Here is an 11,076-nt window from a genome sequence, read left to right on the forward strand (position 1 = left end):
GCTCCTCCTCTTAACGCATCAATTACTTCTGCTGTATCGTCACTGTTGCTTCCATTTCTACATTTCCCTGTATGCGAATGTAAGGTGGAAGTTGAAATTGCACTTTTCGCTTATACGTTCCTTCTTTCAAGTTAGCAACGTCAATATAGGCCGTAATATCTTCTTTCTTTACTTTTTTCAAGCGATCAGGTGCTCCTTCCAATCGTATAGCGATGGTATCTCCCTCAGTACTGGAGATTTCCGCCTTCAACTCTTTATCCAAACCGTTCGCTTTAATCGGTAATTCTTCAACCTTCTTCGTCTTCGACTTAACCACTTTTACCGTAACCCGTACCATCTCGGGTTCTACTTTTACCGCATCATCCCGCACTGGGATCGGAAGTTCAAAAGTACGATCGCTTTTTACATCGGACAAGTCAAGGCCAGGTCCTGTATAAGTAGAGAGCTCTTTGATATACCCTTTTGGACCATATACGATCACCTCATCCACATTGGCTTCTATATCGGCAATCGCATAGCCACTAGGCAATTGACGGTCAATATCAATCTTCATCGGTACTGAGGTATTGGGAGCGGCTACAGGCACTTCCACATCTACAACAGATGGTTTAACCTGCACATCTTTTAATAGACCGCCCTCACCATAAACTTGTAATTCAACTGACTTGGTTATCGTCTCTTTTGCTCCTTCGATATTGGCTACCGCTTTTACCGATGTTGCCTCTTCCAGCTGTGATTCCGTACCGCGCACCAGTACTTTACTTGGTTTGAGAACAGGATCGCCTGCTTTGTATCCCTCTGGCGGACTACCCACGACGGTTACATCGATACTCATCTCTTTTTGTTGTAATTCAGCTAATACAACCGTCACAGAAGTTGGATTTACCTGCGCACGAGCGCGTGCTGGGATACCTTCTAGCTGAACAGGAATGTTTTCATGCTTTCCTGGTTTTAGTTTCTTTAAATCAATATATGCTCGGTACTGATCTGGCGAAATCTGATTTAGGACAGAACGATCCCCAGACAAGTTTAAATCTACTGTCTTAGGAACCTCCACCAACTTATACACCGACTCATCATACTGCGCTTCTAAAGTAACGTTTTGAATAATCATCGGTGACCCATCTCTATTTGACAAAAATAATGCTTCCTCGTTTACCATTACCCACAACATCATAGCTAACCCTACTGCTAACACCTTTAAGAAGCGATCACTTTTCAGCCATTTATTCACGCTTCTCCCCCCTTTTACTCCAAAAGCTCGCAGACTTCTCTGGAGGGCGTAGTTCGATATAGAGTCGTGATAACAACTCTTCTTCACTCAGGCCACGCTCCAATTGACCATGAATAGCAAGTGATATATGACCTGTCTCTTCCGAAACAATCAGAGCGATGGCATCAGACATCTCTGTAATCCCAATACCCGCACGGTGACGAGTACCCAATTCCTTGCTAATAAAGGGGTTTTCTGATAACGGCAAGTAGCAACTCGCCGCTTCTACCCTTCCTTTACGCATAATTACTGCCCCATCGTGTAAAGGTGCATTCGGCATAAAGATATTGGTTAGTAATTCAGCACTCAACTCGGCATCCAGCGGGACACCCGTCTCTATATAATCAGATAAACCCGTATCTCTTTCAATCACCACCAACGCTCCAATTTTTTGTACAGAGCATTGGGCTGCTGCTTTGGCGATATCACCTGCTATTCGTGTTATCACCTGCTCTTCTCCTAATGAACCGCGATTAGAAAAAAGCCGTCCTCTACCTAACTGTTCAAGCGCTCGTCGAAGTTCAGGCTGAAAGATAATAATAATGACCAATAATCCTAGTTCAAATAAATTTTCGATGAGCCACCGCAAAGTAGATAATTGCAGGAAGGCACTTAACATCCACCCAGCAACCACAACGGAAATCCCTTTTAATAATTGGATAGAGCGGGTTCCACGCAGTAACTGGAGTAACTTATATATTAAATAGCTGACAATGGTAACATCTACAATGACACTTAAGTATTGTCCTATTCCGTTGAATACTCCCATAGGCCGCCTCCCCGATCCCGTTAGAAATCGGCTATTCCTTTCATCACTTTTCCATTATATCATAGCATAACCCTCTTCTTCCCACGTAGACACCTCATGGTATCCGTCCGCAAAAAGAAGAGGGGGAGATACTGTTTTTAACGAAACTTATTTCGAATTAACTTGCACTATCCCAAAGTCATAATACGTTATTCTTTTCTGAGGATCAACCTGTGTTCCGTAGACCTGCTGCGATTCCATTAATCGTTAGCAAGACTTGTTCCAGTCTCTCTTCATCTTCTACACCATCAATGCGCAATTGTCGCAGATCCCTTAGCAAGTTAACTTGAATAAAGCTAAGTGGATCGACATAGGGGTTACGTAAACGAATCGATTCCCGAATCACAGGGGTATGATCCAACAGTTGATTCTGCTTTGTGATTGCAAGAACCACTTCTTTGGTCAAGTAATACTCTTCTTCTAACTGTTGATAAATCTCTTTTCCGCGTGGCAAATGTTCCGCCAGGCTAGCATACTCTTTGGCGATGGAAAGATCAGCTTTTGCTAAAGCCATCTGCAAATTATCTACTAGTGAGCGGAAAAAAGGCCACTCTTTATACATCACCGATAGCTGTTCTGCTTTATTTTCTCCTCGCTCCACATAACGCTGAAGGGCCGTTCCAGCTGCATACCAAGCGGGGAAGAGGAATCGACTCTGCGTCCATGCAAATACCCACGGTATGGCACGCAGATCACTAAAAGCACTGCTATTTTTGCGGCGTGAAGGTCGAGACCCAATCTTCAACTCTCCGATCTCTGGGAGTGGAGTCGCCTCTTGGAAGAATGGTATAAAATCTGGATCTTGGAAAAGCAAATGTTGATAAACTTGGCGCGCATCCTCCGAAATCACTTCGAACGCGTCCATCCACTCAGCAGGAGGGCCTTGCTCCTCTCCCGAACGTGCTGCTGCAGTTTGCAGCAACAATGCTGACGTGGCTTGCTCCAGACTTCGCATCGCGATCGGCTTCAAGGCATAGCGAGAAGAGAGAACTTCCCCTTGCTCTGTGATCTTTACTCCTCCCAGTACACTGCCCGCAGGTGTGGCTTGAATACTACGATTCAGCGGACCTCCACCACGACCCAGTGCACCACCACGACCATGAAAAAATTTCACCTCTAACCCATAGCGATTGGAGAGTTGTCTCAAATTACGCTGTGCACGATACAACTCCCAGTTGGCGGTAATCATGCCCCCATCTTTATTGCTATCGGAGTACCCCAGCATAATCTCTTGGGTGGGATGCTCCCCACGATGATAGGGAATATACGCTGGATGTTCATAATATGCTTGCATAATCTCTTCCGCACGATGGAGATCATCAATCGTTTCTAATAGTGGCACCACGTGTAACCGTGCATTGCTTTCTTGCTTTGTCTTATGATGTAAACCTACTTCCTTAGCTAACAGCACCACTTCCAAAAGATCGCTCGTCCCCTGAGTCATGCTGATCAAATAATTACGAATCGACTCTTCTCCAAATTCCTCTTTTGCCTGTTTTATTGTCTCGAACAGACGTAAACATTCTTGCGTCTGTGCAGAAAATACCATAAAGGAAGCAGTAAGTGGGCGTGGATCTGCCAGTAACTCCGTCAATTGCTTCATCTTATCCTCTTCACTCAATTGATCGTATGCTTTCTCGATTCCTAATGAGGCTAGGATTTCAGTGATAGCTTGTTCATGAACAGCACTGTGTTGCCTTATATCTAAAGTCATTAGGTGAAAACCAAATAGCTCCACTTGTCGTATAAAGCTAGAGATGTACAAATCGACCACGTGCTCTGCGTGATGACTACGTAGGGAGTCTGCTATTCTCTCCAAATCAGCAATCAAATCTCCAGAATCCACATAAGATCCTTTCTCTTTTTCCCCTGTTCGTGTATGCTGCAGACGAGCTAACATATACATACATTTGCGCCGATAGGGCTCGTGTTCATTCCTCCATTCCCCTTCACCCACATCCTCCAAGGCTACTTCTTCACGGTCGCGTGCGATCGACTCCTTCAACTCCGCTGTGATGTGAATGCGACGCGTGGAATAGCTTAGCACTTCTAATAATTTATTTACCTTTTCTTCGTATTTAGACAACACTAACTCCCGATGAAGTTCAAGCGTATTCCACGTAATTTCTGGGGTAACGGATGGGTTACCGTCACGGTCTCCTCCAATCCAGGAACCAAAGCGAAGATAGGTAGGAACCTGCCACTTGGTTTCTGGATAATACTGTTTCAGTGCATCTTCTAACGTTCGATGCACTTCTGGAAGCACCTCAAATAAGGTCTCGTCCAGATAAAAAAGACCATTGCGCACTTCATCCAACACATGAGGCTTGCGCTGACGCAGTTCATCACTTTGCCATAAAGCATTTACCTCTGCATGAACTTCACTTTCGATCCGCTCTTGCTCCTTATCCGTCAATAGCAAATCATCCAGTTTGCATACCTTGTCTGCGATGCGATGATGGAGGTCTAATATCGTTCTGCGCACCGCCTCTGTGGGATGAGCCGTCATAATTAATTCTAATGAAAGATAGGGAAAGAGCGCTTTAATTTCCTCAGCCTCGGCTCCACTCTCTTTTAATTGTCGAATAGCACTTGCTATCGAGTGGGGCTGTACTTGCTGCTCATCCGATTGTTTATAATGACGATGCCTCCGAATTCGATGGTTTTGCTCTGCGATATTAACCAGGTGGAAGTAGAGTGAGAAGGCACGAATCACATCCAAACGCATCGTTGGTGATAGTCGTTCCATCTCATCCTTGCATTGTTGAATCAAATCTTGATCTTCTGTCGATCGTATTCCTTTCGTCAATTCTCTGATTTTTTCCACGTGAGCAAAGAGTTCCTCGCCCCCCTGTAATTTTAGGATTTCTCCCAACGTCGATCCCAATAGACGTACATCACGACGTAAAGACTGATTTGGATCCTTTTCCATCATCTTATCCACTCCAATCACTTCATAAATATCTAAAAAAGAATGACCCAAACCGAGTTTGGGCCCCTCCCTTATAACAGCTACAATACTAATTTCCCGAAAATGGACTCCATTAATCCTACAGCTACTTTGGCTGTCTGATTTGCCGTATCTAAAATGGGATTTACCTCAACTAATTCTACCGAAGATAAGATATTAGCACAGGCCAACATTTCCATCGCCAAATGGCTCTCACGATATGTCATCCCGCCGACAACAGGTGTTCCTACTCCAGGGCACTGAGCTGGATCTAGTCCATCTAAATCAAGGCTCAAATGCACCCCATCGGTACCCGTCGACACAATGCGAATGGTCTCTTCCATCACAGCTCCCATACCCAAGCGGTCAATATCGTGCATAGTAAACACTTTGATTCCCATTTCAGCAATCAACTTTTGTTCACCTACATCCAGTTCACGCGCACCTACAATCACTACATTCTCCGGCTTCACTTTTGGTGAGATGCCCCCACACTGTACTAGAGCAGGATGGCCCACACCTAAACTAGCCGCTAATGGCATCCCATGAATATTACCCGACGGAGATGTATCTCCTGTATTTAAGTCCCCATGCGCATCAAACCAAATCAAACCCAAATTGGATACGTGTTTAGATACTCCAGCGATGGTTCCAATAGCGATACTATGATCCCCACCCAGTACTAATGGAAAACGCTCTTGTTCAATCACTTCCGAAACAGCGACCGCCAGTCGTTCATTCGCTTCGACAACCTCTTTAAGATAACGGTGTTTCGGATCTTCTTCATGCGATGCATCTTGAATTGGAACTTGAATATCCCCTCTATCTTCAACATGATGCCCCAATGCGAGTAATCGCTCTTTTGCTCCCGCATAACGAATAGCACTAGGACCCATGTCCACTCCACGCCGGCCTTGTCCCATATCCATTGGGACGCCAATAATAGAGATAGCTCGATGTTCTTTATTCTTCATGTTGTTTTTCGCCTCCAGCCTGCAATAATCATCACGATATATGTAAATGAAAAGCAAAAGTAGCTCCTTGTCCTCTTATTGTACCATAGAGGTGAAAAATCGAAAAAACCTCGCATACTAAAAAGTCCTCTACACTGTGTAGAGGACTTTTATTATGGAGCGGAAGACGGGATTCGAACCCGCGACCCTCGCCTTGGCAAGGCGATGCTCTACCCCTGAGCCACTTCCGCGCAAAAAAAAAATGGTGAGCCATGCAGGATTCGAACCTGCGACACCCTGATTAAAAGTCAGGTGCTCTACCAACTGAGCTAATGGCTCGTACTATGTTGATTGGCTGGGGCGGCAGGGATCGAACCTGCGCATGACGGAGTCAAAGTCCGTTGCCTTACCGCTTGGCTACACCCCAACAAGGTCAACCTTTAGTGGTGGAGGGAGCAGGATTCGAACCTGCGAAGGCGAAGCCAGCGGATTTACAGTCCGCCCCATTTGGCCACTTTGGTATCCCTCCGAATAATGGTGGACGATGACGGGATCGAACCGCCGACCCCCTGCTTGTAAGGCAGGTGCTCTCCCAGCTGAGCTAATCGTCCTTATATGGACTAATATAAAAAGTCGGAGATCGGAATAAGTCCATCCGACCCCCGACTTCTTGCCACAACTTATACTGGTGACCCGTAGGGGATTCGAACCCCTGCATGCCAGCGTGAAAGGCTGGTGTGTTCACCGCTTCACCAACGGGCCTTACTTTCTGGAGCTCCCAATCAGATTCGAACTGATGACCTCTTCCTTACCATGGAAGCGCTCTGCCGACTGAGCTATGGGAGCATGGCTCCTCCAGTAGGACTCGAACCTACAACCTGCCGGTTAACAGCCGGACGCTCTACCGATTGAGCTATGGAGGAATAGGATACAGGTGTTATCTTACCACAACAATCATCCAAATACAACATGTATTTATCGGAATCAGGATGAGAGAGTGGAGCGGAAGACGGGATTCGAACCCGCGACCCTCGCCTTGGCAAGGCGATGCTCTACCCCTGAGCCACTTCCGCGCAAAAAAAAATGGTGAGCCATGCAGGATTCGAACCTGCGACACCCTGATTAAAAGTCAGGTGCTCTACCAACTGAGCTAATGGCTCGTACTATGTTGATTGGCTGGGGCGGCAGGGATCGAACCTGCGCATGACGGAGTCAAAGTCCGTTGCCTTACCGCTTGGCTACACCCCAACAAGTCAAACTTTGGTGGTGGAGGGAGCAGGATTCGAACCTGCGAAGGCGAAGCCAGCGGATTTACAGTCCGCCCCATTTGGCCACTTTGGTATCCCTCCGAGTAATGGTGGACGATGACGGGATCGAACCGCCGACCCCCTGCTTGTAAGGCAGGTGCTCTCCCAGCTGAGCTAATCGTCCATAATAAATTTGGTGACCCGTAGGGGATTCGAACCCCTGCATGCCAGCGTGAAAGGCTGGTGTGTTCACCGCTTCACCAACGGGCCTTACTTTCTGGAGCTCCCAATCAGATTCGAACTGATGACCTCTTCCTTACCATGGAAGCGCTCTGCCGACTGAGCTATGGGAGCATGGCTCCTCCAGTAGGACTCGAACCTACAACCTGCCGGTTAACAGCCGGACGCTCTACCGATTGAGCTATGGAGGAATATTTACAACAGACGCTTATAATCTTAACATATTTATTAGTATCATGCAAGAACTTTTTTCATATTGATGAATAGCTCTTCCATGATCCTAAGAAGCAGTTTATTGCGACAGAGATTAATATACCATGGTATATGCAAAACGTCAATATATCTTTTTATAGTTAGATTTTTTTGTTATTTGAAGATAAATTCCCTTCCATTTTTATCCCACCCTTGCTATAATAAATCTTCGTCTATCTAGACAATTATTGCACAGAGGGGGTAGTGAATGGTTTATCTTGAACTTTTGAAAAAGAACTTTGTACTGCAATTGCAGTACAGGCTGGCTCATTTTATCAATAACGCAGGCAGTATCATATTTGGCTTCATCTATATCGCTATTTGGGTTGCCGCACTAGAAGGAAAAGAAGAGACTTCTCCTTTTACTAGTGTTGAGATAACACATTACATGGCGTTTATTCAATGCATACTATGGTTTACTGTCTTCTTATCCATGGGTCTTCTTATCCCAGAACGTGTTCGGACAGGTGCGATCAGTTTAGAAATGATGCGGCCTACCTCCTACTTTCTCTATGTACTTAGTCAAGAAAGTGGACGCCTCTTCTACAACTTCTGTTTCCGCAGTATTCCAATCGGTCTCGCTTTCAGCTTTACTGTCGGTTTTTATCTTCCCCACGATAAACTCACCTATGTGTGGACGTTATTCTCACTATTACTCGCTGTATGGCTAAGCTTAAATCTCTTTTATACCGTCGGCATCACCTCCTGCTGGACATTTGAAGTTAGTGGAGCCCATCTGATTTTATTTACACTTCTCTTTGGATTAGGAGGTCAAATGGTACCCATTTCTTTATTGCCACCTCCACTAGCAGAATTGGCGCTCTATCTCCCCTTTGCTGGAATACTATATCATCCTACTATGATTTTCTTGGAAAAGGCAGATGGGGATGTATTGCTTCTCCCACTCATTTGGGCTATCTTACTGCCTGTGTTTAATCTCGCCTTAACACACCTAGCACGTCGTAAATTAGAAGTCCAGGGGGGTTAACATGCGTTTATTCCTAACGTTATGGGGAGCCAGTCTACGCTCTCGCATGCAATATAAAGGAAATTTTCTCTTCTCCTCTTTTTCGTATGGAATGATTATGTTGCTCGACTTTCTGTTACTCGCAGCAATATTATACCGTTTTGATCACATCTTAGGATGGACAATTGCCGAGGTAGGCCTACTATACAGTATTTCCACCATCTCTATGTCACTCTACCGCCTGCTAGCACCGGAAATTCACAATTTTGATACCTATCTCATCCAAGGCGATTTCGATACTCTGCTCATTCGCCCAGTTTCCCCTTTGACGCTATTACTTACTCGCAATCTAGACCTCAGCCGCTTAGGAGGTATTGTACAGGGAATCGGAGTGTTATGCCTATCCCTAGCTCTCATGTGGGGAGTACGGGATCTACAGGGACTATTACTCTACCTACCTATCACACTCCTTAGTGGAACAGCAATTCTCTTCTCGTTAGGATTAATCACCGCCACTCTCGCCTTCTGGAGTGAACGAACTCGTGATTTTCAATCCTTTACACTATACGCACCGAGTAACGCTGCAAGTTATCCTATGAGCGTGTACACTGGCTGGATCAAATGGCTTTTCTTCACCATCCTTCCTGTCGCTTATATGGGGTATGTCCCTGTCGCTTATCTATTGCATAAGGGGGGCAGCTGGCATGGTTTATGGCTATCGCCGCTCATCGCCCTCCTTTCCATTTTGATTGCTCTACACATCTGGCATATCGGCATCCGGCATTATCGTAGTACCGGAAGTTAGGAGGATTAACCGTGATTCGAGTTTCACAGCTGAGTAAACAATATAAAGTATACCAGACACAGCCCGGAGCATTTGGCTCTTTACGATCCCTGTTTTCTCGCCAATATCAGACGATCAAAGCAGTTCATCATCTTTCTTTTCATATTAAAGAAGGCGAATGCGCTGGCTATATCGGTCCTAACGGAGCTGGGAAGTCTACCACGATCAAAATGTTGGCTGGCATTCTCCACCCCACAGAGGGTACCATCTCAGTCGCAGGCTTACATCCACACAAACAACGAAAACAACTTGCACAGCATATGGGGATTGTGTTCGGACAAAGAACTCAACTATGGTGGGATCTCCCTTTGCGTGATTCATTTGAAATATTACAAAAGATGTACCATATTCCATCTAAAGACTATCAAAGTTTCTTATTGAAGTATGATGATTTATTACAAATCGGGAGCTTCATCCATATTCCTGTTCGCAAACTCTCACTTGGACAACGTATGCGCGCTGATCTTGCCGCTGCGCTCATCCACAACCCCGACGTGCTTTTTTTAGACGAACCCACTATTGGCCTCGATGTAATAGCTAAAAAGAGAATACGCACTTTTCTCCAAGCACTAAAGGAAGAGGAACGAAAAACCATCATCTTAACTACTCACGACATGGATGATATAGAACATTTGTGTGACCGTATTTTAGTCATTAACCACGGCGAGCTATTACTTGATGGCAACTTACAGCAGTTACGTGCAAAAGTAGGCTTACCCAGCAAAATGCACATAACTTTTGCACACCCTCCCAATATCTCTTCATTGGATGGAGTAAAGGTAGACATCGTAGAAGAGCACGTAACTTTACACTATGAACGTCATCTCCTCTCTGCAGCAGAGCTTCTTCGTCATATAAGCATGTGGGGAAAACCAATGGATATTCAGATGGATGAACCTGACATAGAAGAGGTGATAGAAAAAATTTATTAACTCATGTTTCAAACTTGTAAACAAGGGAAGAGATAAAGCAACACAAGATACTTAAAAATGAAAAATCTACTTAAGGGAGGATTTTCAGATGCTCTGGACAATTTTTGTTATCGCCTTGGTACTCTGGTTGCTCGGTCTTATTACAAAACGTAGTTTCGGTGGTCTGATCCATATCTTGCTTGTCATTGCGCTCGTCTTAGTTATTGTTCAGCTGGTACGATGAATATATAAAATTTTTCACCTCTATTTATAATTATATAGTCAATGACTTAAAAAAGATAAAGAAAAACCCCCTTGTTCCAAGAAGGAACAAGGGGGTTTGTTATGTAGCCTGGCGACGACCTACTCTTCCAGGGACCTGCGTCCCAAGTACCATCGGCGCGGGAGGGCTTAACGATCGTGTTCGGTATGGGAACGAGTGGTTCCCCTCCGCTATAGCCACCAGACAGGTGAAGGTTCACACCTTCAAAAGTAAATACTTCGGCCGGAGTCAAGGGAGTGAGGATCTAGAGGGTAAGCCCTCGACCGATTCGTATCCGTCAGCTGAGTGTATTGCTACACTTACACCTCGGACCGATCTACCTCATCATCTATAAGGGGTCTTACCTGA

8 protein-coding genes, 16 tRNA genes and 2 rRNA genes are annotated in these 11,076 nt (G+C 45.2%); 4 read left to right on the forward strand and 22 right to left on the reverse strand.

Annotated elements, in window-relative coordinates; translation table 11 throughout:
* Positions 1–22: 22 nt before the first annotated feature.
* From NXZ84_RS10910 to NXZ84_RS11005, 20 genes are all read right to left on the reverse strand, one after another.
* Entirely contained in the window at positions 23–1,234 is a 1,212-nt protein-coding gene (locus NXZ84_RS10910) for a CdaR family protein (RefSeq protein WP_258840284.1), read from the reverse strand.
* On the reverse strand, positions 1,227–2,042 hold the full coding sequence (cdaA, locus tag NXZ84_RS10915; protein ID WP_258840285.1) for a diadenylate cyclase CdaA: 816 nt from the start codon (positions 2,040–2,042) through the stop codon (positions 1,227–1,229). The genes NXZ84_RS10910 and cdaA overlap by 8 nt, the downstream gene beginning before the upstream one ends.
* A 205-nt stretch (positions 2,043–2,247) precedes the next feature.
* The gene (gene ppc, locus NXZ84_RS10920; protein ID WP_258840401.1) at positions 2,248–5,016 is read right to left on the reverse strand and encodes a phosphoenolpyruvate carboxylase; all 2,769 of its coding nucleotides are present in this window, start codon (positions 5,014–5,016) and stop codon (positions 2,248–2,250) included.
* A gap of 77 nt (positions 5,017–5,093) precedes the next feature.
* Positions 5,094–6,005: an arginase gene (rocF, locus tag NXZ84_RS10925; RefSeq protein WP_258840286.1), complete on the reverse strand. Its 912-nt coding sequence runs from the start codon at positions 6,003–6,005 to the stop codon at positions 5,094–5,096.
* Between the two features lie 155 nt (positions 6,006–6,160).
* A tRNA-Gly gene (locus NXZ84_RS10930) sits at positions 6,161–6,235 on the reverse strand.
* Positions 6,236–6,247: 12 nt separating this feature from the next.
* A tRNA-Lys gene (locus NXZ84_RS10935) sits at positions 6,248–6,323 on the reverse strand.
* A 13-nt stretch (positions 6,324–6,336) separates the two neighbouring features.
* Positions 6,337–6,411, reverse strand: a tRNA-Gln gene (locus NXZ84_RS10940).
* Positions 6,412–6,428: 17 nt separating this feature from the next.
* A tRNA-Tyr gene (locus tag NXZ84_RS10945) sits at positions 6,429–6,513 on the reverse strand.
* 6 nt (positions 6,514–6,519) lie between these two features.
* A tRNA-Val gene (locus tag NXZ84_RS10950) sits at positions 6,520–6,595 on the reverse strand.
* A 75-nt stretch (positions 6,596–6,670) separates the two neighbouring features.
* A tRNA-Glu gene (locus tag NXZ84_RS10955) sits at positions 6,671–6,746 on the reverse strand.
* 8 nt (positions 6,747–6,754) lie between these two features.
* Positions 6,755–6,830 (reverse strand) — tRNA-Thr (locus NXZ84_RS10960).
* Between the two features lies 1 nt (position 6,831).
* Positions 6,832–6,907 (reverse strand) — tRNA-Asn (locus tag NXZ84_RS10965).
* Positions 6,908–6,982: 75 nt separating this feature from the next.
* A tRNA-Gly gene (locus tag NXZ84_RS10970) sits at positions 6,983–7,057 on the reverse strand.
* A gap of 11 nt (positions 7,058–7,068) precedes the next feature.
* Positions 7,069–7,144: transfer RNA gene (locus tag NXZ84_RS10975), tRNA-Lys, on the reverse strand.
* Between the two features lie 13 nt (positions 7,145–7,157).
* A tRNA-Gln gene (locus NXZ84_RS10980) sits at positions 7,158–7,232 on the reverse strand.
* A 16-nt stretch (positions 7,233–7,248) separates the two neighbouring features.
* A tRNA-Tyr gene (locus NXZ84_RS10985) sits at positions 7,249–7,333 on the reverse strand.
* Positions 7,334–7,339: 6 nt separating this feature from the next.
* A tRNA-Val gene (locus NXZ84_RS10990) sits at positions 7,340–7,415 on the reverse strand.
* Between the two features lie 10 nt (positions 7,416–7,425).
* Positions 7,426–7,501, reverse strand: a tRNA-Glu gene (locus NXZ84_RS10995).
* An 8-nt stretch (positions 7,502–7,509) separates the two neighbouring features.
* A tRNA-Thr gene (locus NXZ84_RS11000) sits at positions 7,510–7,585 on the reverse strand.
* A 1-nt stretch (position 7,586) separates the two neighbouring features.
* Positions 7,587–7,662 (reverse strand) — tRNA-Asn (locus NXZ84_RS11005).
* A 269-nt stretch (positions 7,663–7,931) separates the two neighbouring features.
* Between NXZ84_RS11005 and NXZ84_RS11010 the strand changes: the two genes are divergently transcribed.
* The 4 genes from NXZ84_RS11010 (at position 7,932) to NXZ84_RS11025 (ending at position 10,689) form a co-directional block, all read left to right on the forward strand.
* A complete protein-coding gene (locus tag NXZ84_RS11010) occupies positions 7,932–8,711 on the forward strand; it encodes an ABC transporter permease (protein ID WP_258840287.1) in 780 nt (259 codons plus the stop codon).
* 1 nt (position 8,712) lies between these two features.
* The gene (locus NXZ84_RS11015; protein ID WP_258840288.1) at positions 8,713–9,495 is read left to right on the forward strand and encodes an ABC transporter permease; all 783 of its coding nucleotides are present in this window, start codon (positions 8,713–8,715) and stop codon (positions 9,493–9,495) included.
* Positions 9,496–9,506: 11 nt separating this feature from the next.
* Positions 9,507–10,466: an ABC transporter ATP-binding protein gene (locus NXZ84_RS11020; protein ID WP_258840289.1), complete on the forward strand. Its 960-nt coding sequence runs from the start codon at positions 9,507–9,509 to the stop codon at positions 10,464–10,466.
* A gap of 88 nt (positions 10,467–10,554) precedes the next feature.
* Entirely contained in the window at positions 10,555–10,689 is a 135-nt protein-coding gene (locus NXZ84_RS11025) for a lmo0937 family membrane protein (protein WP_258840290.1), read from the forward strand.
* Positions 10,690–10,795: 106 nt separating this feature from the next.
* Here NXZ84_RS11025 and rrf read toward each other — a convergent pair.
* Both rrf and NXZ84_RS11035 read right to left on the reverse strand, forming a co-directional pair.
* A 5S ribosomal RNA gene (rrf, locus tag NXZ84_RS11030) occupies positions 10,796–10,912 on the reverse strand.
* Positions 10,913–10,975: 63 nt separating this feature from the next.
* Positions 10,976–11,076 (reverse strand): 23S ribosomal RNA (locus NXZ84_RS11035); the annotation flags it as partial.

The organism is Mechercharimyces sp. CAU 1602 (assembly GCF_024753565.1).
GTDB lineage: Bacteria > Bacillota > Bacilli > Thermoactinomycetales > JANTPT01 > Mechercharimyces.

Bases quoted from the DNA above. Each gene is read 5' to 3' on its own strand.
- NXZ84_RS11025 (WP_258840290.1), top strand. From the start codon at position 10,555: ATGCTCTGGACAATTTTTGTTATCGCCTTGGTACTCTGGTTGCTCGGT.
- NXZ84_RS11010 (WP_258840287.1), top strand. From the start codon at position 7,932: ATGGTTTATCTTGAACTTTTGAAAAAGAACTTTGTACTGCAATTGCAG.
- ppc (WP_258840401.1), bottom strand. From the start codon at position 5,016: ATGATGGAAAAGGATCCAAATCAGTCTTTACGTCGTGATGTACGTCTA.
- cdaA (WP_258840285.1), bottom strand. From the start codon at position 2,042: ATGGGAGTATTCAACGGAATAGGACAATACTTAAGTGTCATTGTAGAT.
- NXZ84_RS11015 (WP_258840288.1), top strand. From the start codon at position 8,713: ATGCGTTTATTCCTAACGTTATGGGGAGCCAGTCTACGCTCTCGCATG.
- rocF (WP_258840286.1), bottom strand. From the start codon at position 6,005: ATGAAGAATAAAGAACATCGAGCTATCTCTATTATTGGCGTCCCAATG.